Below are 18,892 nucleotides of genomic sequence, written 5' to 3'. Positions count from 1 at the left end.
AACAATAGCTGAGACCTCAGAATAAAAGCAATTTTGTTAAAATAAATAGAAAATAAAGAAAAATCAGATATTTTGTAAAAGAAATCAAGCACGTATTCGCGATAATGGTAAAAAATTACGTAAGAATCGGCACAGCGCTTCTTTAAAAAGTAAATTAAACTTTGACAACTTTTTCGAATAATGGTACTGTTAAGAAGTAAATTTGTGAATAGAGGAGGTCGAAGAACATGGCAACAAAGAAAGCAGCTCTTGCTTGTTCCGTTTGTGGCTCTCGCAACTATTCTAAATCCGTTAGTGAAGGTAAACGTGGCGAACGCTTAGAAATCAATAAATTCTGTAAATATTGTAATCAATACACGTTACATAAAGAAACGAAATAGATTTAGAGGAGGGTATCAACATGAAATTTTTCCGCAGCGTTGCTGATGAGATGAAGCAAGTAACTTGGCCAACAAAAAAACAATTGCGTAAAGATACATTAGTTGTAATTGAAACATCTATTTTATTTGCAGCATTGTTCTTTATCATGGATACTGTTATCCAAACGGCATTTGGCTGGATTTTAAAATAATTAATTCTAGTATTTCCCGACGAGGGGTGCTATAATAGTATTCGAGAAAAAGCTTCGGGAAACTGAGCTTTTTTTATTTGCTCGAAAAAAATAAACTAAAACATTTAAAGGAGCCGAATCAGTAATGGAAACTTTTGAAAGAAATTGGTACGTATTGCACACCTATTCAGGCTATGAAAATAAAGTAAAAGCAAACATTGAATCACGTGCACAAAGCATGGGGATGGGCGATTATATTTTTCGTGTCGTTGTACCAGAAGAAACAGAAAAAGAAGTCAAAAATGGTAAAGAAAAAGAAATCGTTCATAAAACTTTCCCTGGTTATGTGTTAGTGGAAATGATTATGACCGATGATTCTTGGTATATTGTTCGTAATACGCCAGGCGTAACTGGTTTTGTAGGCTCACATGGTGCTGGTAGTAAACCCGCTCCTTTATTACAAGAAGAAATTAACCACATTTTACGTTCAATTGGCATGAGCACCCGTCAATCAGACTTAGAAGTAACGCTAGGCGATACAGTGAAAATTATCGAAGGTGCCTTTTCTGGTCTTGAAGGTGTTGTGACAGAAATCGATGAAGAAAAACAAAAATTAAAAGTAAACATCGATATGTTTGGTCGTGAAACAAGTACAGAATTAGACTTTGAACAAGTCGATAACATTGATTAATAAACAAGCTGACAAACTATTGTTCAGCTGATTGATACAGATTGTAGGGTCTGGAAAAGCAGTCAACTGACTTCTTTTCCAAGCCCTTTTTTATTTCATCGCAGAAAGGAATGAAAAAATGAAACAGGCCAAAAAATATCGTTATTTTTCTTTGCTAATGGGTCTTGTTCTATTATTAAGTGCTTGCCAAATTGGAGCAACCACGAAGAATGACAACCAAGCCCCCACAAAAGAAGCAACCGTTGAGTTAAACCGCACAACAACACCAACGCTCTTTTTTCATGGTTACGCGGGAACTAAAAATTCGTTTGGCTCGTTACTGCATCGCTTGGAGAAACAAGGTGCCACAACTCAAGAATTAGTGCTACTCGTTAAACCTGATGGGACCGTGGTTAAAGAGCGAGGAGCTTTAAGTGGCAAAGCGACGAATCCCAGTGTTCAAGTTCTATTTGAAGATAATAAAAACAATGAATGGAATCAAACAGAATGGATAAAAAACACATTACTCTATTTACAAAAAAATTATCAAGTGAACAAAGCCAATATTGTCGGGCACTCTATGGGTGGTGTTAGTGGTTTACGTTATTTAGGAACCTATGGGCAAGACACATCGTTACCTAAAATTGAAAAATTTGTCAGCATTGGAGCACCTTTCAATGATTTTATTGATACGAGTCAACAGCAAACCATCGAAACGGAACTAGAAAATGGCCCCACAGAAAAAAGTAGCCGCTATTTGGATTATCAAGAGATGATTAATGTTGTTCCAGAAAAACTGCCCATTTTATTAATTGGTGGTCAATTAAGTGCAACAGATTTAAGTGATGGAACGGTACCGTTATCTAGTGCCTTAGCAGTCAACGCCTTGCTAAGACAGCGAGGAACTCAAGTCACTAGCCAGATTATTAAAGGAGAAAATGCACAACATAGCCAATTACATGAAAATCCTGAAGTAGATCATTTGCTAATTGAATTTCTATGGCCGAGTAAAAAATAGCAAAAAGGCACATGTTCCATAAAAAATGGAACATGTGCCTTTTTCTATACTTTGGCTAGCGAAATAGCTTTTTTCAGCTATAATAAATAAAATTATTTATTTTTAGGAGATATTGGAATGTAATCCTCATGATTTAAATAAGCACAAATCAAGGCTTCAAAGGTGATTAATGTTTGGCCAAAAAACATTTGTGGCTGAGCGACACTTGTTGAAAACGGGCTGTAAGAGTCAGTTGAAAAAACGAGATCTGCCAGTCGACCAAGAGTTGAATTTTTGGCACCAACAAAAGAAATGATAGGATGTTTTTTCTCTTTCGCAAGCAGAGCTGTTTCTTTTAGGTATTTTTCTTCACCAGAATGTGAAAGAATGATAAAAAGAAAATTCTGATTATTTTGACTATTTATCGAATGAGTATGGGCTGTTGTGATACTGGGGATGCCATGAAAATTGAAAACTTCACTAATGTAAGCCGCCAAATGTCGTGAAAAGTCATGACCTAAAATAACAAATAAATGACTCTTGTGTTTGGCAAGCAGTCGACAAAACTCGTTGGTTGTTTCAAATGAAGGCGCTGTTTCATAAGGGATTGGCTGAGAAAAATGGGCTTCTTTTAATTTGTAAATAAGTTCATTATAACCTGATAAATTTAATTTTTTGGCTAAACGAATGATGGAACTAGGCGAAGAAAAGCAGTGTTTGGCAACTTCTCGAATACTCAAATCGGCCGCGTTCGTACTTTGTTGATCCAAATAATACAAAATCTGACTTTCTGTTTTCGTTAAATGATACGTTTCTTTTAAGTAATCTAAGTTCATGAGCAAACCTCCTTTATCAGATTATAAATAATTTTGTGGGAAAAAGGTATCAAAAAATAAAAAAATGAGGTGTTTTTATGAAAAGGGCAACAAAGCAAAGGCTGTCTTTGGCAGCAATCATAGTTCTACTTCTCTCGGGCTGTGGAAATGTTGGGAAAGAAACCAAAAAGCAAGAACAACAGGTATTACGGGTCGGGATTGATTCGGAATTATCAACGGCAGACGTGTCGTTGGCAATGGATAATACAGCAGCAGATGTAATGAGTCAAGTAGGAGAGGGACTTTTCTCCTTTGACGAAAAAGGAGAAGCTAAACCAGCATTGGCAACTGAAAAAGTACAGCCCTCTAATGATGGTTTAATCTATACTTTTACGATTCGAAAAGATGCAAAATGGAGTAACGGCGAGCCAATCACAGCCAATGATTTTGAATATTCTTGGAAGCGCACAGTAGACCCAAAAACAGCTTCCCCGCAAGCGTATTATTTTGAAGGGCTAAAAAATTATCGTGCTATTGTTGACGGTGGCAAATCTAAAGAAGAGCTAGGGGTAACAGCCATTGATGACCATACCTTGGAAGTAGAGCTGAGCTATCCTATGAGTTATTTTCAACAATTATTGGCGGTGCCAGCTTTTTATCCTTTAAATGAAGCATTTGTCGAAAAAACGGGCAAAAACTATGGTACATCAGCTGAGTCAACACTTTACAATGGCGCCTTCACATTAGAAGGTTGGGATGGCACGAATAATACTTGGTCCTATGTGAAGAATAAAAATTATTGGGATCAAGCGAATGTTTCGCTAGATAAGGTGGATGTCCAAGTCGTTAAAGAAGTCAATACTGGGAAAAATCTTTTCGAAGGGAAAGAATTAGATGTTGTAAAAATTTCTGGAGAAATTGTTGCACAAGAACAAGGCAATGCAGCTTTGAAAATTCGTGAAATTCCTGGAACGTATTATATCCAATTAAATACGCAAAAAGATCTTTTGGCAAATAAGAATGCACGTCGAGCGATAGCATTATCATTGAATTCTGAACGTTTAGCTAAAAATGTTTTAAATGATGGCTCAAAAAAAGCACTTGGCTTCGTGCCAACAGGTTTCACTAATCAAGAAACGCAAAAAGATTTTGCAGAGGAATTAGGAGATTTAAATCCTAGTGAACCAGAAAAAGCGAAAGAGTTATGGCAAACGGCTAAAAAAGAATTAGGAATTGAAAAAGCGGAGCTAACGATTTTAAGTTCGGATACAGAAAATGCTAAAAAAATCAGTGAGTATGTTCAAGGAGCTTTAGCAGATAATTTAGAAAATTTAACAGTCAATGTTTCGCCAGTTCCTTTTAATAATCGTTTAGAAAAAAGTCGCAGCGGAGATTTCGACATTGTGGTTGGTGGCTGGACGCCAGTATATGCTGATCCAATCGATTTCTTAAACCTATTGCAATCAAAAAATTCCAATAATTTTGGTAAATGGTCTAATAAGACCTTCGATCAGTTGCTTCAAGAAGCAAACGTAACTTATGCAAATAAATATGAAGAACGTTGGAAAACATTACAAAAAGCGGATCAATTGGTTGCGGAAGAAGCACCCCTAGTTCCTCTTTATCAATTAACAGAAGCACGCTTAGTGGACGATTCTGTCCAAAATTTAGTCTATGGCCCATTAGGTTCAGGCTATTACAAATCAGTCTCTATCGGTGACAAGTAAAGGTTGGGAAAAAATGAAAAAAAGTCAAGCTGTTCAATTAATTCAGGAACTTTCAAATGCTAATGGTGTTTCAGGCTTTGAAACAGAAGTCGTTAGAATCCTTCAACACGCAACTGCGGATTTTACTATTCAACGGCTAGATGCCATTAAAAATTTATATCTTGAGAAGAAAAATAATCTAAGTGAAGGTCCAGTTGTGCTTTTTGATGCTCATAGTGACGAAGTGGGTTTTATGATTCAAGCAATTAAAGAAAACGGCTTGTTGCGTTTTCTTCCGTTAGGTGGCTGGGTCCCTAATACGATTTCTGCACAAAAAGTTCGGATTCGTAACCGGGAAGGCACCTATCTGCCAGGCGTAGTTACTAGTCGGCCCCCTCATTTTATGACACCAGAGGAACGTCAGCGGCCATTAACCATTGCTGATTTGACAATCGATATTGGCGCTACCTCAAAAGAAGAAGTAATTGAAACGTACAAAATCGATCTTGGTGCACCGGTCATTCCAGATGTGACGTGTTGTTACAACGAACAGACAGATCTTTTTTTAGGAAAAGCTTTTGATTGTCGCATTGGCTGTGCTTGCTTAGTGGACGTCATGGAGGAGTTGAAAGAAGAGACACTTCCATTCAAGTTAGTTGCGACAGTAACTGCACAAGAAGAAGTTGGCGAAAGAGGAGCACTTATTGCCGCAAAGCAAGTCAATCCTGATTTAGCTATTGTTTTCGAAGGCTGCCCTGCTGATGATACGGCAGAAACGCCAGAGATGATTCAATCAGCAATGGGAAAAGGACCGATGTTACGCTATTTTGATGTTTCTATGATTACGAATCCGGAATTTCAAGAGTATGCACTAGAGATTGCTAAAATACACAAAATTCCTGTTCAAGTTTCTGTTCGAAGTGGTGGTGGAACCAATGGCATGGCGATTACACAAGTTCAAGGAGCCCCGACGATTGTTGTAGGAATTCCTGTCCGTTACGCACACACCCCCCATTGCTATGTGGACTTTCAAGATTACCAAGCGGCGAAAGAATTAGTCATTCAATTAATCAAAAATTTAGATGCTGACAAAATTCAAGCACTGGTTCAGCCATTGTCAAAGGAGTGGAACAAATGAAGATTTATGTATCATGCGATATTGAAGGATTAGCAGGTATTGCGACATTTGATATGGAAAAAGAGGATACCGTTTTATTCCGAGAATTATATCACCAACATGTGGCTTGGTTGATTGAAGGGATTCAAAAGAGTGCTAAAAATGAACAAATTACAGAAATTACTATTGCCGATTCGCATAGCCGTGGATTGAATTTAGCTTATGCGCGCTTAGCAGAAATGGATGAACAAATTTCCTTAGTGAGCGGCTTTCCTCGCATGGATTATATGATGAGTGGCTTGGATAGTAGCTATGATGTAGTCTTTTTCTTAGGTTATCATGCTGGTATTGGTAAACAAAAAGGGAATATGGATCATGGGTATAGTGCTAGTGTTGCTTATGATTTAAAAATAAACGAATTAGCGATGAATGAAACGACAATTAATGCAGCTTACGCTAGCGAATTAGGTGTCCCTGTTGGTTTAATTATCGGTGAATCAGGCTTAGAGGAACAACTTTTTCAAGAAAAAATGATGCCCGAAGTCCCCTTTGTTTCCACCAAAGAATCTCTGGGACGTTATGCAATCAAAAATAAACCCATGCAACAAGTTCGGGAAGCTATCGTAGCAACTACAAGTCAGGTGTTAACTTCCTTTGCGTTGTCTGAATTACCCCGATATGCCTTGCAAACACCTGCAACTGTAAAATTGCAATGTGTGACGACAGCACAAGCAGATCGCATTGAAATGTTACCAATGATTAAACGCATTGATGGTAGAACCGTTTCATTTGTAGGTGAAACGATGAAAGATGTCATGAATGGAATTGTCGCTGTGGTTGGTTTAGGCGGAACAAGTGATTAAAGAAGAAGCTTACGGAAAAAACGAATGGACGTTTTTTTCTGTAAGCTTCTTGCTATAGTTATTTCTATTTTTGTTTCTCTAGAATTTCTTTGCTTAAACGTTGTGCAGTTGGTGTCACCGCAAGACCGCCTTCAGCGGTTTCCTTGAAAATTTGTGGCATTTGGCGACCCACTTGGTACATTGCGTGGATGACTTCATCTGGTGGAATGACACTTCGAATCCCCGCTAAAGCCATGTCAGCTGAGATGAAGGCTTGAGAAGAACCTAATGCATTTCGCTTCACGCAAGGGACTTCAACAAGTCCCGCAACAGGATCACAAATGAGGCCCATCATATTTTTTATCGTAATGGCCACAGCTTGAGCAGATTGATCAGGCGTACCGCCAGAAGCCGCAACTAAAGCGGCACTTGCCATTGCACTAGCAGAACCGACTTCAGCTTGACAACCACCTTCGGCACCACTGATTGAGGCATTATTGGCAATCACTAAGCCAAAAGCCCCAGCTGTAAATAGAAAATCCAATTGTTGCTGATGCGTTAACTTTAAGCGATCAATAACTGCCAACAAGACGCCAGAAACTACTCCGGCACTGCCTGCGGTTGGTGTAGCACAAATCAAGCCCATTTTTGCATTAACTTCATTAACAGCAATCGCATTTCGCACGGCTTGTAAAATGGTCTCACCGCTTAAAAAGTTGCCTGAATGTATGTAATCATTTAAGCGGGTTGCATCGCCACCAGTTAGCCCTGTTACTGAGGTAACACCAGCGATTCCTTCAGCGACGGATTGTTTCATAACGGCTAGATTTTTTTCCATTGTTTCAATAATTCGTTCACGAGAATACCCGCCATGAGCCATTTCTGTTGCAATCATTAATTCGCTCACAGAAGGGTACTCTTTCGCTTGAGCTACCAAATCTTCAATTGAATAAAACATCGTATTACTCCTTTACGTTCATTTAGTCAAAATAGTTGACGCTATATATATGAGGGATTTCAGCTAATTGCATGACAATGTCACCGACTTCGGCTTGATCAACTTCAATAATCATAATCGCTTTTTCCCCTTTAGATTCTCGGGTAACGGTCATTGTACTAATATTGATATCGCTAGCTGAAAGGATGTTGGTCACCTTAGCAATCATGCCAGGAACATCTTGATGGACAACGATAAATGTTGGCGTGCCCATACTTAAAGACAATTTGAAGCCATTTAATTCAGAAATTTGAATGTTTCCACCACCAATTGAAATTCCTGTCACAGATAGTTTTCGGTCGCCAGAAGAAACCACAATTTTAACGGAATTAGGGTGGTCTGCTTTTTCACTTTTAGGAATAAAACAAACTTCCATTCCTTGTTCATAGGCAATTTCCAAAGAATTGGCTAGTTGCTCATCATCTGGTTCCATGCCTAAAAGGCCGCCAACTAAGGCGATATCTGTTCCGTGACCACGATAAGTTTTGGCAAAAGACTCATATAAATAAATGTCAACGCTATCAGGTTGCTGTCCAAAAATACTGCGAACTACTTTTCCAATTCTTGCCGCTCCGGCTGTATGAGAACTGCTTGGACCAATCATAACGGGTCCGATAATATCAAAAACACTATTAAAGCGTAACTCTTCCATTTCAGCACCTTCTTCATTAGAATATGTTTTCATTGGAAGTCTAACACAAAAAATGGCGGGGAACTAGGCAATCGCTTGTGTTTTAGCGAATAATTTAAATTTTTATCAGAATGAAAGCAAGGGGCCTTCGTTGACAAATCAGTGAAGAGATGCTAAATTCTAGATAATAAAAGACGAAAAGAGGGATTCGTGCGTTGAAAATTTAAGTTAATTTTTTAGAGAAACTGTATAACTTTGCCTGAATATAACGGGTGGAGTGTGCGGATTTTCGGAAATTAGCTTAAAGAATTCAGCCACGGGTCTTTTTGTATACCTTGGATTGATGCCGCTGATTTCCGTAAAGCTGCATCAATTTTGCTTTATGGAGGTATATTTATGTCGAAAATTGAACTAAAACAACTATCTTTTGCCTATGATAATCAAGAAGTATTGCTTTTTGATCAGGCAAATATCACGATGGATACCAATTGGAAATTAGGATTGATTGGCCGCAATGGCCGTGGGAAAACAACCTTATTAAGATTGTTACAAAAGCAGTTGGATTACCAAGGAGAGATTCTTCATCAAGTCGATTTCGTCTATTTTCCACAAACAGTTGCAGAAGAACAACAGCTCACTTATTATGTCTTACAAGAGGTGACTTCTTTTGAACAGTGGAAATTAGAACGAGAATTAACGCTTTTAAACGTTGATCCTGAAGTTTTATGGCGGCCCTTTTCTTCTTTATCAGGCGGCGAAAAGACGAAAGTTTTATTAGGTCTTCTTTTTATTGAAGAAAATGCCTTTCCTTTAATTGACGAGCCAACAAATCATTTAGATCTAGCTGGCAGACAACAAGTAGCTGAATATTTGAAGAAAAAGAAACATGGATTTATTTTAGTCAGCCACGATCGGGCATTTGTTGATGAAGTGGTTGATCATATTTTGGCGATTGAAAAAAGTCAATTGACACTGTACCAAGGGGATTTTTCTATTTATGAAGAGCAAAAAAAATTAAGAGATGCTTTTGAACTGGCAGAAAATGAAAAAATCAAAAAAGAAGTCAATCGCTTGAAAGAAACCGCTCGTAAAAAAGCGGAATGGTCGATGAACCGTGAAGGTGATAAGTACGGCAATGCTAAAGAAAAAGGGAGCGGGGCGATTTTTGATACAGGAGCCATTGGTGCCCGGGCAGCGCGCGTAATGAAGCGCTCGAAACACATTCAACAACGTGCCGAAACACAATTAGCAGAAAAAGAAAAACTATTAAAAGATCTTGAGTATATTGAGCCTTTGTCAATGGATTATCAGCCAACGCATCACAAAACATTATTGACGGTGGAAGAGCTTCGTCTAGGCTACGAGAAAAATTGGCTATTTGCGCCACTTTCTTTTTCAATAAACGCGGGAGAAATTGTTGGAATAACAGGAAAAAATGGCTCAGGAAAATCGAGCTTGATTCAGTATTTGTTGGGGGATTTTTCTGGGGATTCAGAAGGCGAAGCCACTTTGGCTCACCAATTAACCATTTCTTATGTGCGCCAAGATTATGAAGACAATCAAGGAACTTTATCCGAATTTGCAGAGAAAAATCAGTTAGATTACACCCAATTTTTAAATAACTTACGAAAACTTGGGATGGAGCGCGCCGTTTTCACTAATCGAATTGAACAAATGAGTATGGGGCAACGGAAAAAAGTCGAAGTAGCCAAATCATTGTCTCAATCAGCTGAACTTTATATTTGGGATGAACCCCTTAATTACTTGGATGTGTTTAATCATCAACAATTAGAAACGCTAATCTTATCTGTGAAGCCTGCAATGCTAGTGATTGAGCATGATGCGCATTTCATGAAGAAAATAACGGATAAAAAAATTGCCTTGAAATCATAAAAACATCTTGAAAAAGTAAAGGGAATCCTGTATAGTAATAGGGTATGTTTTAAATGTACGTTGAGTGGGAGGGGAAATCTCAACCCCATTAACCACGCACGAGAACTTAAGGAGGTATTTTCGTGGCTAAAAAAGTAGAAAAAATCGTTAAATTACAAATTCCTGCGGGGAAAGCAACACCAGCTCCACCAGTAGGTCCAGCGTTAGGTCAAGCAGGTATCAACATCATGGGATTCACTAAAGAATTCAATGCTCGTACAGCTGACCAAGCAGGCTTGATTATTCCAGTAGTAATCTCTGTATATGAAGATCGTTCATTTACATTCATTACTAAAACACCACCTGCTGCAGTCTTATTGAAAAAAGCTGCAAAAATCGAAAAAGGTTCAGGTGAACCAAACAAAACTAAAGTTGCAACAGTTTCAAGCGATCAAGTGAAAGAAATCGCTGAACTTAAAATGGCAGACCTAAACGCCGCTGACGTTGAAGCAGCAATGCGCATGGTTGCAGGAACTGCACGAAGCATGGGTATCATCGTAGAATAATTTTTATTCCACACTTACTCAAAGAAGTAGCTTCTCAGTTCGTTTCATATTTAAAGATATGAAAGACGTGGGAGGTACAACCGTTATAACCACAATCAAGGAGGAAACAAAATGGCTAAAAAGAGCAAAAAAATGCAAGAAGCATTGAAAAAAGTTGATGCTACAAAAGCTTACTCAGTTGAAGAAGCAGTAGCTTTAGCAAAAGATACAAACATCGCGAAATTTGACGCAACAGTTGAAGTTGCTTACAAATTGAACGTTGACCCTAAAAAAGCAGACCAACAAATCCGTGGAGCAGTTGTGCTTCCAAACGGAACTGGTAAAACACAAACTGTTTTAGTATTCGCTAAAGGCGAAAAAGCTAAAGAAGCTGAAGCTGCTGGTGCAGATTTCGTAGGCGACGACGACATGGTTGCAAAAATCCAAGGTGGATGGTTCGACTTTGACGTAGTTGTTGCGACTCCTGACATGATGGCTACAGTTGGTAAATTAGGCCGTGTCTTAGGACCAAAAGGTTTAATGCCAAACCCTAAAACTGGTACTGTAACAATGGACGTTACAAAAGCTGTTGAAGAAGTTAAAGCTGGTAAAGTAACTTACCGCGTTGACAAAGCTGGTAACATCCACGTACCAATCGGTAAAGTTTCATTTGATAACGAAAAATTGGTTGAAAACTTCAACACAATTAACGACGTATTATTGAAAGCTAAACCATCAACTGCTAAAGGTCAATACATCAAAAACATTTCAGTAACAACAACATTTGGACCTGGAATCCACGTTGACCAAGCTTCTTTCTAATTTGAAAGAAAATAATTAAAAAATTCTTGACTCACTCACTTACCCTATGGTAAAGTGAGTGAGGTTAATAATTAACTGTACCGAAGACAGTAGGTGACGCAAGTCTTAATTTCCTACCGAGGACAATTGTTGAGTTATATACAATTCGGTCCCTCTATGTCTACGGTGGCATGGAGTTTTGTTGTTTTACACGACTTTTTGAAAAAAAGCCGATGAAAAACAATACTTGGCGAACGAAGTGAGCGAAGTTTCATTTGATTCTTCTACTTTACATATCGTAAACCAAGTCCAACTCCACCATCAAAATCAGGAGGTGAAATAAATGAGTGAAGCAGCAATCGCTAAAAAAGAAACCCTAGTTCAAGCAGCCGCTGAGAAATTTGAATCAGCAGCATCAGTTGTAATCGTGGACTACCGTGGTTTAACAGTTGAAGAAGTCACTAACTTACGTAAACAATTACGTGATGCAGGCGTAGAAATGAAAGTCATCAAAAACTCAATCCTTTCTCGTGCAGCTAAAAAAGTTGGTTTAGACGGCTTAGACGAAGTCTTTACAGGCCCAACTGCTGTCGCATTCAGCAACGACGATGTAGTAGCACCAGCTAAAATCATCGACGAATTTGCTAAAGATGCAAAAGCATTAGAAATCAAAGGTGGCGTCATCGAAGGAAAAGTTTCTTCAGTGGAACAAATTACTGCGTTGGCAAAACTACCAAACCGCGAAGGTTTACTATCTATGCTATTATCTGTATTACAAGCGCCAGTCCGCAACGTGGCTTACGCTGTCAAAGCAGTGGCAGAGAAAAACGAAGAAGTTGCTTAATTGCAGTCTAATTCAAACAAATAAAAAACAAACAATTTTAATTTAAATGGAGGAAATTCAAAATGGCATTAAACATTGAAAACATCGTTGCTGAGTTAGAAACAGCAACTATCTTAGAACTAAGCGAATTAGTTAAAGCTATCGAAGAAAAATTTGACGTATCAGCAGCAGCTCCTGTAGCAGTAGCTGGACCAGCAGCAGGTGGAGCAGCAGAAGAACAAACTGAATTCACTGTTGAATTAACAGCAGCTGGCGATCAAAAAGTTAAAGTTATCAAAGCAGTTCGTGAAGCAACTGGCTTAGGCTTGAAAGAAGCTAAAGCTGTAGTTGATGGCGCTCCTGCACCAGTTAAAGAAGGCGTTTCTAAAGAAGAAGCAGAAGCTTTAAAAGCTGCTTTAGAAGAAGTTGGCGCTTCAGTAACAGTAAAATAATTCATTCATTGAATAATTTTAAAACCTCTTGCTTAGCAAGAGGTTTTTTACGTTAAAAACTGTTGACGATATTGTCGAGGTGTCATCTCTTTTTTCTGGAAGAAAAATTTTGAAAAATAAGAAGGTGAAGAAAAACCTGCTTCAAAACTGATTTCCGTGATGGTTAAGGAACTTTTTCTTAACAGAGAACAGGCTTTTTGCAATTTTAAGTTTTGTACATAAATACTAGGATTTGTTTGTTCATAACGCTGAAATAGCTTAAATAAATAGCTACGATCAATGTTATACTCAGAAGCTAATTGACTAATTGAAAGATTGTTTGAAAAATTTTCGTGAATAGCCATTTTAATTTGGTTAAATAATTGTTGGCTTTGATTTTCGTGCTGTGTAACGGAATGATGCTCTAGATAATTCAACAATTGAAAGCTTTCACTTAAACTGCCAAAATGATTATGTTTCTTCGCTTCTTGGTAAATATTTTTAAATAAACTTTCTAATTTCTTATCAACAGTTCCTTTTAAAATACAATTTTCGGTAGTCAGGCCTATTTTTTCTAAATACTGAGACGAAAGATCTCCAACAAAACCGACCCAATGATAGGTCCAAGGATTTTGCCGATTAGGATAATAAATATTGCGACAATTGGCTGGAATCATAAACAAATCGCCAGCGGTAATGTGTTGTTTTTCCATAAAGGGTGTTGAAAAATAGCCTTCACCATCGCTACAATAATGCAAAACCCAATAATTAATGGGGGCAAACTCAGTTGGTTTTGTCGGGCGGCATTTTTCATAGCCAGCTTCATAAAGATGAAATTCTTGGCTAATAGGTTGATCATTAATCAGGATGCTGACATTATTTGTAAAAACATTTTGCATGCTATCACCTCTTTATAAGAGTATGTAAAGGCTTTCTAAAAGTCAACATCTTTACAAGAAATAGGCAACATTTTTTATTTTTAAAAAACTGTAAGCGTTTTACAATGTGTGAGTACTAATTAATTTGATAAAGAGAGGATGTAGTAAAATGGCAACACATTCACGGGAACGATTAGGTTCTGTCGCGTTGATGCTCATGACTTTTTCAGCGGTTTTTGCCTTTCCCAGCATTGTTAACAACAGTATTCAGATTGGCCTAGCAACTATTCCAGGCTATTTATTCGGCTCTATTTTTTACTTTTTACCATTTATTCTAATGATTGCAGAATTTGCTTCTGCTAATTCTGAAAATGAATCAGGTGTTCACAGTTGGTTGGAATCTGTGTTAGGACCTAAATGGGCATTTTTAGGCGCTTGGTCATATTTCTTTGTCAACTTGTTTTTCTTCTGTTCATTACTACCGAATACATTGATTTATGGTTCATACGCTTTTTTAGGTCAAAACGTTTTTCAAGGAAACCATAGTACTAAAATAATTGCAGTGATTTCTATTCTGTTATTTTGGTTAATGACATGGGTTTGTATTAAAGGGGTTTCGTGGATTTCGAAAGTGACTAGCTTAGCGGGTGGTGCTCGTTTATTTATGGGCGTGGCTTTTGTGGTTTTAGCCTTTGTCGTCGTGTTTGGTTTTGGCAATGAGCCAGCACAAGAATTTACCACGACGTCAATTATGCCAACTTTTAATTGGACTTTTTTCATGACGATGGCGTGGATTTTACAAGCTGTTGGCGGTGGTGAAAGTATCGGCGTATACATTAAGGATGTTAAAGGCGGCAATAAAACGTTTGTCCGCACGATGATTGGTGCAACGATTGCGGTCGGTATCATGTATATTCTTGGTGCCGTTGCTGTAGGTTTGGTAGTGCCAACGGACGTCTTAAAAGGAAATTTTTCAAATGGTATTTTTGATATCTTTAAAATTTTAGGTACGTATTTCCATATTCCCGCAGCAATGATGGTGCGCTTAGTAGGAATTATCTTATTTGTCGGAAGTCTTGGTTCTTTGGCTCTGTGGACAGCAGCACCAGTTAAAGTATTTTTCTCAGAAATTCCTGATGGGGTCTTCGGTAAGTGGCTAGTGAAAACGAACGAAGAGGGAAATCCAACCAATGCTTTGTTAGTTCAAGGAATTATTGTGACGATTTTAGTTGCCATTCCAGCATTAGGAATTGGAAATATGGATAGCTTTTTAGAAACGTTAATTAATATGACAGCTTCTACGTCATTAGTACCTGTCTTGTTCTTGTTAATCGCCTATATTGGGCTTCGTTGGAAAAAAGAAACAATGCCGAGAAGTTTCCGCTTTGGTAATCGAACCTTTGGCTTAATTGCGGGGATTTTCTTATTAGCCATTTTTATCTTTGTATTCTTTATGTCAACTGTGCCGGATCCAAAATTAATCATGGAAGAAATCAATGGCACGTTGCCGAAAGGAACCGCTAGTCCACTGGGCATGTTGGCGTATAACATCATTGGTTTAATTGTTTTTATGGGCTTTGCTTGGATTTGCTGGAAACGGTATGAAACAAAAGAAAAAAATGAAGTTGGTAAAGGAGAAATGGATTATGAAGACTTGGGAAAATTATAAAGTAGATAGTATCAATCGGTTGGCTGGACGAGCACATTTTTCGAGCTTTCCTTCGAAAGAAACAGCCTTACTAAATGAAAATAAATATACACAAGCATACAAAAATTTAAACGGACGCTGGCATTTTCTTTTTTTAGAAGCGCCAGAATACAGCCCAGAAAACTTTTTTGCGACGGACTTTGATACAAGCCAGATGGATCAAATCACTGTTCCTGGAAATTGGCAAGTCCAAGGATATGGCAAAATGCATTACTCTGATTTATGGTACAATTTTCCCATTAATCCGCCGTATGTACCAACGGAAAACCCAACAGGTATTTACAAACGGACATTTGCTATAGATGAAACATTTCACGATAAAAAAATCATTTTACGCTTTTGTGGCGTAGATTCAGCTTATCATGTTTGGGTGAACGGCCATGAAGTTGGCTACAGCAAAGGTGCACGAAATGAAGCAGAATTTGACATTACGCCTTACGCTAAAATTGGTGAAACAAATGATTTAACGGTGCGAGTCTATCAATGGTCAGATGGTACGTATTTAGAGGATCAAGATATGTGGTGGTTAAGTGGTATTTTTCGTGATGTTGAATTACTCGGTGTACCAGAAAATGGGCTGGAAGATTTCTTTGTTATTTCCGATTTAGATGATTCGTATCAAAATGGCCACTTGGCAATTACGGGTAAATTTTGGCAAGACAAAGGACAACAAGTTCAATTGGAGTTGATGGATCAGCAGGGAAAAACGGTTCTTAAAGAGACTGTCGCAGGAAATCAAGGTACGGTTGAATTTTCAGCAAGTTTACCGTCTGTCACTGCTTGGTCAGCGGAAAAACCATACTTGTATCAGCTATTTATCACTGTTTTTTCTGAAGGGGAAGTCGTCGAAGTTATTCCGCAAAAAGTTGGTTTCAGAAATATTCATGTATCTGGTGAGACTTTCTTAGTCAATGGTGTGGCCATTAAACTAAAAGGAATGAATCGTCATGATTATAATCCGAAAAATGGTCGAGTGGTTAGTCGTGAAGAAATTGAAAAAGATATTCGTTTAATGAAACAATTTAATATTAATGCCATTCGAACCAGTCATTATCCAGCATCTGCTTATTTCTATGATTTATGCGATGAATATGGAATGTATGTGATTGATGAAACTGATTTGGAATGTCACGGCTTTGAATTAACTGGAGAATATGATTGGATTAGCAACGATCCAGAATGGGAAACGGCTTATGTTTCTCGGATGGTACGGATGATTCAACGGGATAAAAATCATCCATCAATTCTCTTTTGGTCGTTAGGAAATGAATCTGCGTTTGGTCATAACTTTATTGAAATGGCCCGTATTGCCAAAGAAATGGATCCGACACGCTTGGTCCATTATGAAGGTGATTTTGAAGCAGAGGTCACGGATGTCTATTCTACAATGTATACGTGGTTGGAACACCCAACTAGAGAATTACTGATGAATACGATTATTGAAAATTCAAAAAAACCGCATATTTTATGTGAATATTGTCATGCGATGGGGAATGGCCCTGGGAATTTAAAAGAATACCAAGAGCTATTTTATGCTCATGATAAATTACAAGGTGGCTTTATTTGGGAATGGTTTGACCATGGCATTGAATCGGTAACAGATAACGGTGAAGTTTATTATCGTTATGGCGGCGATTTCGGCGATGATCCAAGTAACAAAGATTTTTGTATTGATGGGATGTTGATGCCTGACCGTACGCCATCTACTAGCTTGTATGAATACAAAAAAGTCATTGAACCCATTACAACTAGCGCTATTGACGTTCTGTCAGGTGAATTCTCATTATTGAGTCGGTTTGACTTTGAAAACTTGGCTATCTTTAAGCTGGTTTATACAATTACTGAAGATCAAACAGTGATTCAATCAGGGACAGTAGCAGTGCCAGCAATTGCTGCTAGAGCAGAAGGAAGACTGCACTTACCTTATCATTTAGATTTTCCTAAAAAGGCAGGAGCCGCCTATTATTTAACTCTTTCATATCAATTGAAAGAAACGACCGCCTATGCATCTGCTGGTCATGAATTAGCTACCGCACAGTTTGAATTGCCAATTGCAACACCAGGGATTGAGATCACACCAGTTGGCTCGCTGATGGCAAAGGAAATTGGCCCTCATTTATACATTGAAGGACCAAACTTTTCAATTAATTTTGATAAAGTGAAGGGTGCCTTAACGAATGTGACACGAGATGGTAAAAAATTATTGCATAAAGGGCCGAAATTTACATTTTGGCGGGCACCAATCAGTAATGATATGGAAATTATTGATGAAATGAAGAAGAAATATTTCTTACATTTAGAGCATGAAATTGTCCGTTCTTTTGAATGGAAAAAAGTTGATGATTTTATCCAAGTCATCGTAAAAACAATTAACGGAACGACTAACAGTGCTTGGCATTATCAATGTACCTATCAGTATTTAATTGCACCAAATGGCGAAATTTTCTTCGACTTAAAAGGTAGTCCTGCTGGTAAAATTGAAAATGCGCCAGATATGTTACCACGTTTGGGTGTGACTCTCCATTTAGACAAGTCTCTATCAGAAGTAAAATATTTCGGTAAAGGGCCGAGAGAAAACTATGTAGATTCACAAGAAGCTGGTTTACTTGGCGTTTATGATGCTACAGTGGCGGAAATGTTCACTAATTATGTTGTTCCACAAGCCAATGGTAATCACATGGCGACTAAATGGTCCGCATTCACGGATGATCGCGGCCAAGGAGTAGTAGCAACAGCGGCTGATTCATATAATTTTAGTGTTTCTTATTTTGAAGAACAAGCGCTAGATGTTGCTAAGCATACCAATGAATTACAAGAAAGTGATTATGTTGTTTTAAATATCGATTACAAACAAAACGCCCTAGGTAGCTACTCTTGTGGCCAGTGGCAATTAGAAAAATACCGGACTACGTTTGAAGAATTCCAATTGGCATTCCGCTTAACACCTTTTAATAATAAAGAGATTCAAGCAACGGATGTCGCACATGAACGAGTAAAACGCCCAACGATTTCTTAAATAAAAGCTCAGAACAGTGCACTTCTGTCTCCTGTTCTGAGCTTTTTTAATGAAATTATCAGAAATTATTGCTTTTTTTTCATGGAAACGAGCAAACTATTTTGTTATCTAATAAAAGTAGTCCATAATAGTAACATAGCGAATTATTCGCTAGATAAAGCATTTAGGAGGAATTATTTTATGCATACTTTATGGGTTTTAATCGTTGGTGCTGTTATCGGTGCTATCGCTGGCGCGCTTACAAGCAAAGGTCAATCAATGGGTTGGATTGCGAATATCGTTGCCGGTTTAGTTGGTTCATTTATCGGAGAAAAAATCTTAGGTAGCTGGGGTCCTCACGTAGCAGGTATGGCAATTGTGCCATCAATTATTGGGGCAGTAATTTTAGTTGCTGTGGTTTCATTCTTCTTCGGACGAAAAAATAGCTAATTAAGTAAATAATTGTTTAATTAGTTAAAGGAGGTCGGGACAGAACCGTTTAGCTCCGAGAACC

Annotated in this window: 19 protein-coding genes and 1 other annotated feature; of the genes, 15 read left to right on the top strand and 4 right to left on the bottom strand. The window is 38.0% G+C overall.

Annotated features, from left to right (window positions below; translation table 11 throughout):
* Nucleotides 1–227: 227 nt before the first annotated feature.
* The 4 genes from rpmG to HMPREF2810_RS00965 all read left to right on the top strand — a co-directional run bounded on the left by rpmG (nucleotide 228) and on the right by HMPREF2810_RS00965 (nucleotide 2,238).
* Nucleotides 228–380 (top strand): 50S ribosomal protein L33, encoded by a 153-nt coding sequence (gene rpmG / locus HMPREF2810_RS00980; protein WP_002356408.1) that lies wholly within the window; start codon nucleotides 228–230, stop codon nucleotides 378–380.
* Between the two features lie 20 nt (nucleotides 381–400).
* Nucleotides 401–571: a preprotein translocase subunit SecE gene (gene secE / locus HMPREF2810_RS00975; protein WP_002356409.1), complete on the top strand. Its 171-nt coding sequence runs from the start codon at nucleotides 401–403 to the stop codon at nucleotides 569–571.
* 124 nt (nucleotides 572–695) lie between these two features.
* Nucleotides 696–1,241: a transcription termination/antitermination protein NusG gene (gene nusG, locus HMPREF2810_RS00970; RefSeq protein ID WP_002382509.1), complete on the top strand. Its 546-nt coding sequence runs from the start codon at nucleotides 696–698 to the stop codon at nucleotides 1,239–1,241.
* Between the two features lie 118 nt (nucleotides 1,242–1,359).
* Nucleotides 1,360–2,238 (top strand): alpha/beta hydrolase, encoded by an 879-nt coding sequence (locus HMPREF2810_RS00965; RefSeq protein WP_002382510.1) that lies wholly within the window; start codon nucleotides 1,360–1,362, stop codon nucleotides 2,236–2,238.
* Nucleotides 2,239–2,330: 92 nt separating this feature from the next.
* Here HMPREF2810_RS00965 and HMPREF2810_RS00960 read toward each other — a convergent pair whose 3' ends face one another.
* Entirely contained in the window at nucleotides 2,331–3,053 is a 723-nt protein-coding gene (locus tag HMPREF2810_RS00960) for a MurR/RpiR family transcriptional regulator (RefSeq protein WP_002382511.1), read from the bottom strand.
* Between the two features lie 77 nt (nucleotides 3,054–3,130).
* On the opposite strand from HMPREF2810_RS00960, the gene HMPREF2810_RS00955 reads away from it, so the two are divergent.
* Genes HMPREF2810_RS00955 through HMPREF2810_RS00945 form a run of 3 tightly spaced genes read left to right on the top strand, consistent with a single transcriptional unit; the run spans nucleotide 3,131 to nucleotide 6,718 of the window.
* A complete protein-coding gene (locus HMPREF2810_RS00955; RefSeq protein ID WP_002382513.1) occupies nucleotides 3,131–4,759 on the top strand; it encodes a peptide ABC transporter substrate-binding protein in 1,629 nt (542 codons plus the stop codon).
* A gap of 13 nt (nucleotides 4,760–4,772) precedes the next feature.
* Nucleotides 4,773–5,876: a M42 family metallopeptidase gene (locus tag HMPREF2810_RS00950; RefSeq protein ID WP_002356417.1), complete on the top strand. Its 1,104-nt coding sequence runs from the start codon at nucleotides 4,773–4,775 to the stop codon at nucleotides 5,874–5,876.
* The gene (locus tag HMPREF2810_RS00945; protein ID WP_048958285.1) at nucleotides 5,873–6,718 is read left to right on the top strand and encodes a M55 family metallopeptidase; all 846 of its coding nucleotides are present in this window, start codon (nucleotides 5,873–5,875) and stop codon (nucleotides 6,716–6,718) included. The genes HMPREF2810_RS00950 and HMPREF2810_RS00945 overlap by 4 nt, the downstream gene beginning before the upstream one ends.
* A 64-nt stretch (nucleotides 6,719–6,782) precedes the next feature.
* On the opposite strand, the gene sdaAA is transcribed toward HMPREF2810_RS00945, so the two are convergent.
* Together sdaAA and sdaAB are read right to left on the bottom strand one after the other, a co-directional pair.
* Nucleotides 6,783–7,655, bottom strand: a complete 873-nt coding sequence (gene sdaAA / locus HMPREF2810_RS00940) for an L-serine ammonia-lyase, iron-sulfur-dependent, subunit alpha (protein ID WP_002367199.1) — start codon at nucleotides 7,653–7,655, stop codon at nucleotides 6,783–6,785.
* Nucleotides 7,656–7,677: 22 nt separating this feature from the next.
* On the bottom strand, nucleotides 7,678–8,346 hold the full coding sequence (sdaAB, locus tag HMPREF2810_RS00935) for an L-serine ammonia-lyase, iron-sulfur-dependent subunit beta (protein ID WP_002414070.1): 669 nt from the start codon (nucleotides 8,344–8,346) through the stop codon (nucleotides 7,678–7,680).
* A gap of 375 nt (nucleotides 8,347–8,721) precedes the next feature.
* Here sdaAB and lsa(A) point away from each other — a divergent pair, with 375 nt between their 5' ends.
* The 5 genes from lsa(A) to rplL all read left to right on the top strand — a co-directional run bounded on the left by lsa(A) (nucleotide 8,722) and on the right by rplL (nucleotide 12,818).
* Complete coding sequence (gene lsa(A) / locus HMPREF2810_RS00930) at nucleotides 8,722–10,218, top strand: ABC-F type ribosomal protection protein Lsa(A) (protein ID WP_048942695.1); 1,497 nt, start codon at nucleotides 8,722–8,724, stop codon at nucleotides 10,216–10,218.
* A 122-nt stretch (nucleotides 10,219–10,340) separates the two neighbouring features.
* Nucleotides 10,341–10,763 (top strand): 50S ribosomal protein L11, encoded by a 423-nt coding sequence (gene rplK / locus HMPREF2810_RS00925; RefSeq protein WP_002356424.1) that lies wholly within the window; start codon nucleotides 10,341–10,343, stop codon nucleotides 10,761–10,763.
* A gap of 111 nt (nucleotides 10,764–10,874) precedes the next feature.
* Nucleotides 10,875–11,564, top strand: a complete 690-nt coding sequence (rplA, locus tag HMPREF2810_RS00920) for a 50S ribosomal protein L1 (RefSeq protein ID WP_002356425.1) — start codon at nucleotides 10,875–10,877, stop codon at nucleotides 11,562–11,564.
* 62 nt (nucleotides 11,565–11,626) lie between these two features.
* Nucleotides 11,627–11,756 (top strand) — a sequence feature (ribosomal protein L10 leader region).
* A 130-nt stretch (nucleotides 11,757–11,886) separates the two neighbouring features.
* On the top strand, nucleotides 11,887–12,387 hold the full coding sequence (gene rplJ, locus HMPREF2810_RS00915; RefSeq protein ID WP_002356426.1) for a 50S ribosomal protein L10: 501 nt from the start codon (nucleotides 11,887–11,889) through the stop codon (nucleotides 12,385–12,387).
* Nucleotides 12,388–12,449: 62 nt separating this feature from the next.
* Complete coding sequence (gene rplL / locus HMPREF2810_RS00910) at nucleotides 12,450–12,818, top strand: 50S ribosomal protein L7/L12 (protein ID WP_002382519.1); 369 nt, start codon at nucleotides 12,450–12,452, stop codon at nucleotides 12,816–12,818.
* Between the two features lie 47 nt (nucleotides 12,819–12,865).
* Here rplL and HMPREF2810_RS00905 read toward each other — a convergent pair whose 3' ends face one another.
* Entirely contained in the window at nucleotides 12,866–13,696 is an 831-nt protein-coding gene (locus HMPREF2810_RS00905; protein WP_002356429.1) for an AraC family transcriptional regulator, read from the bottom strand.
* Nucleotides 13,697–13,844: 148 nt separating this feature from the next.
* On the opposite strand from HMPREF2810_RS00905, the gene HMPREF2810_RS00900 reads away from it, so the two are divergent.
* The 3 genes from HMPREF2810_RS00900 (at nucleotide 13,845) to HMPREF2810_RS00890 (ending at nucleotide 18,828) form a co-directional block, all read left to right on the top strand.
* A complete protein-coding gene (locus HMPREF2810_RS00900; protein WP_002359464.1) occupies nucleotides 13,845–15,344 on the top strand; it encodes an amino acid permease in 1,500 nt (499 codons plus the stop codon).
* A complete protein-coding gene (ebgA, locus tag HMPREF2810_RS00895; protein ID WP_002382521.1) occupies nucleotides 15,277–18,399 on the top strand; it encodes a beta-galactosidase subunit alpha in 3,123 nt (1,040 codons plus the stop codon). The genes HMPREF2810_RS00900 and ebgA overlap by 68 nt, the downstream gene beginning before the upstream one ends.
* A 180-nt stretch (nucleotides 18,400–18,579) precedes the next feature.
* Nucleotides 18,580–18,828: a GlsB/YeaQ/YmgE family stress response membrane protein gene (locus tag HMPREF2810_RS00890; RefSeq protein WP_002356434.1), complete on the top strand. Its 249-nt coding sequence runs from the start codon at nucleotides 18,580–18,582 to the stop codon at nucleotides 18,826–18,828.
* Nucleotides 18,829–18,892 lie beyond the last annotated feature (64 nt).

Origin of the sequence: Enterococcus sp. HMSC078F03 (genome assembly GCF_001811595.1) — a bacterium.
In the GTDB taxonomy this organism is placed as follows: Bacteria; Bacillota; Bacilli; order Lactobacillales; family Enterococcaceae; genus Enterococcus; species Enterococcus faecalis.
The sequence above is the reverse complement of the archived record's forward strand: the minus strand, read 5'-3'. Positions and strand labels throughout refer to the sequence as shown.

Excerpts from the sequence above, each read along its gene's own strand:
- rpmG (WP_002356408.1), top strand. The coding sequence starts at position 228 with ATGGCAACAAAGAAAGCAGCTCTTGCTTGTTCCGTTTGTGGCTCTCGC.
- secE (WP_002356409.1), top strand. The coding sequence starts at position 401 with ATGAAATTTTTCCGCAGCGTTGCTGATGAGATGAAGCAAGTAACTTGG.
- nusG (WP_002382509.1), top strand. The coding sequence starts at position 696 with ATGGAAACTTTTGAAAGAAATTGGTACGTATTGCACACCTATTCAGGC.
- HMPREF2810_RS00965 (WP_002382510.1), top strand. The coding sequence starts at position 1,360 with ATGAAACAGGCCAAAAAATATCGTTATTTTTCTTTGCTAATGGGTCTT.
- HMPREF2810_RS00960 (WP_002382511.1), bottom strand. The coding sequence starts at position 3,053 with ATGAACTTAGATTACTTAAAAGAAACGTATCATTTAACGAAAACAGAA.
- HMPREF2810_RS00955 (WP_002382513.1), top strand. The coding sequence starts at position 3,131 with ATGAAAAGGGCAACAAAGCAAAGGCTGTCTTTGGCAGCAATCATAGTT.
- HMPREF2810_RS00950 (WP_002356417.1), top strand. The coding sequence starts at position 4,773 with ATGAAAAAAAGTCAAGCTGTTCAATTAATTCAGGAACTTTCAAATGCT.
- HMPREF2810_RS00945 (WP_048958285.1), top strand. The coding sequence starts at position 5,873 with ATGAAGATTTATGTATCATGCGATATTGAAGGATTAGCAGGTATTGCG.
- sdaAA (WP_002367199.1), bottom strand. The coding sequence starts at position 7,655 with ATGTTTTATTCAATTGAAGATTTGGTAGCTCAAGCGAAAGAGTACCCT.
- sdaAB (WP_002414070.1), bottom strand. The coding sequence starts at position 8,346 with ATGGAAGAGTTACGCTTTAATAGTGTTTTTGATATTATCGGACCCGTT.
- rplA (WP_002356425.1), top strand. The coding sequence starts at position 10,875 with ATGGCTAAAAAGAGCAAAAAAATGCAAGAAGCATTGAAAAAAGTTGAT.
- rplJ (WP_002356426.1), top strand. The coding sequence starts at position 11,887 with ATGAGTGAAGCAGCAATCGCTAAAAAAGAAACCCTAGTTCAAGCAGCC.
- rplL (WP_002382519.1), top strand. The coding sequence starts at position 12,450 with ATGGCATTAAACATTGAAAACATCGTTGCTGAGTTAGAAACAGCAACT.
- HMPREF2810_RS00905 (WP_002356429.1), bottom strand. The coding sequence starts at position 13,696 with ATGCAAAATGTTTTTACAAATAATGTCAGCATCCTGATTAATGATCAA.
- HMPREF2810_RS00900 (WP_002359464.1), top strand. The coding sequence starts at position 13,845 with ATGGCAACACATTCACGGGAACGATTAGGTTCTGTCGCGTTGATGCTC.
- ebgA (WP_002382521.1), top strand. The coding sequence starts at position 15,277 with ATGAAACAAAAGAAAAAAATGAAGTTGGTAAAGGAGAAATGGATTATG.
- HMPREF2810_RS00890 (WP_002356434.1), top strand. The coding sequence starts at position 18,580 with ATGCATACTTTATGGGTTTTAATCGTTGGTGCTGTTATCGGTGCTATC.